General features: G+C 56.3%; 1 protein-coding gene. It reads left to right on the top strand.

Annotation, left to right across the window (positions count from 1 at the left end; genetic code table 11):
• Nucleotides 1-1,388, top strand: a 1,388-nt coding sequence (locus tag BMY98_RS26565; protein WP_175514234.1) for a DUF637 domain-containing protein, incomplete at both ends; no start/stop codon positions are given.

Below are 1,388 nucleotides of genomic sequence, written 5' to 3'. Positions count from 1 at the left end.
CTCGCTGTACGACATGAAGAAAAAAGGCTCCTTCGGCGCCAAGAAAACCAAGCACGACGAAGTGACGCAAGTCACCAACGTCAGCAGTGAAATCAGCGCTGGCGGTAACCTCGTGCTCGTCAGCGGCGGTGATCAGCAGTATCAGGTCGCGAAGCTCAATAGCGGTAAAGACCTGACGATTAACAGTGGCGGGGCGATCAACTTCGAGGGCGTTAAAGACCTTCATCAGGAGAATCACTCGAAGAGCAATACCAGCCTTGCGTGGAACTCCATGTCCGGTAAGGGCAAGACCGATGAAACCTTGCGCCAGAGTGAGCTGATCGCCAAAGGCGCTGTGGCAATCAACGCGGTGGATGGCCTGCATATTGAGGTCAAGCAGGTTAATCAGCAGACGGTTAGCCAAGCGATTGATGCGATGGTTAAGGCTGATCCTGATCTGGCTTGGTTGAAGGATGCGGAAAAGCGCGGGGACGTTGACTGGAAGCTGATCAAGGAAACCCACGACGCCTACAAATACAGCAACTCGAGCCTGGGCCAGGGCGCGATGCTGGCGATCATCATTATCGTGACTGCCCTGACCGCTGGCGTTGCAAGTGGTGCAGTAGGCGCAATGGCGAGCGCTCAGGCCGGTACGACAATGGCCGCAGCCACTGCGGCGACGGCAACTGCGAGCGCAACTACTGCAGGCCTGGGGAACATGATAGCCACTGCGGCCTTGACGTCGATGGCTAGCAGCGCAGCCGTGAGCGTCATTAACAACAAAGGCAACCTCGGGGCGACGGTAAAAGACATTACGTCCTCCCAGTCAATAAAGGGATATCTCACCTCTGCGGCAATGGCCGGCGTTATGCCTGGCTATGACCCTGCTTCGCTGGGCTTCAACCTCAGCAGCGCTCAAATCGTCTTGATGAAGTCAGCGTCTGATGCGTTCGTAAATACCGTGATCAATGGGGGCAGCTACTCAGACAATCTCGGTAATGCGCTGGTAGGTCAGGCTAGCAATATTGGTATGGCCATCGGCTTCAAGATGGTCGGCGACTGGGCGTTGGGCAAGTACGACGAAGGCAGCCCTCAAAAAGTGATGGCGCACGCGCTGGTGGGCGGGTTGCTCGCCGAAGCCACCGGCGGGGACTTCAAAACAGGAGCCGCTGCTGCTGGTGCTAACGAGGCACTGATCAATGTACTGAGCAGCATGGTGGGAGGTGACAAACAACTGGAAGTGATGGCATCGCAGCTGACTGGGATTGTGGCTGCGGCGGCGGTGGGTGGCGACGTCGCGAAAGGTGCGCAAACTGCACAGTACGCGACGACGTACAACCGTCAACTGCATGCTGAAGAGCAGAAATGGTTAGAAGATAACGCCAAGACGTTCGCTGATAAGTATGGAA

Origin of the sequence: Pseudomonas graminis (assembly GCF_900111735.1) — a bacterium.
In the GTDB taxonomy this organism is placed as follows: Bacteria; Pseudomonadota; Gammaproteobacteria; order Pseudomonadales; family Pseudomonadaceae; genus Aquipseudomonas; species Aquipseudomonas graminis.
This window is presented reverse-complemented; position numbering and strand designations above follow the sequence as displayed.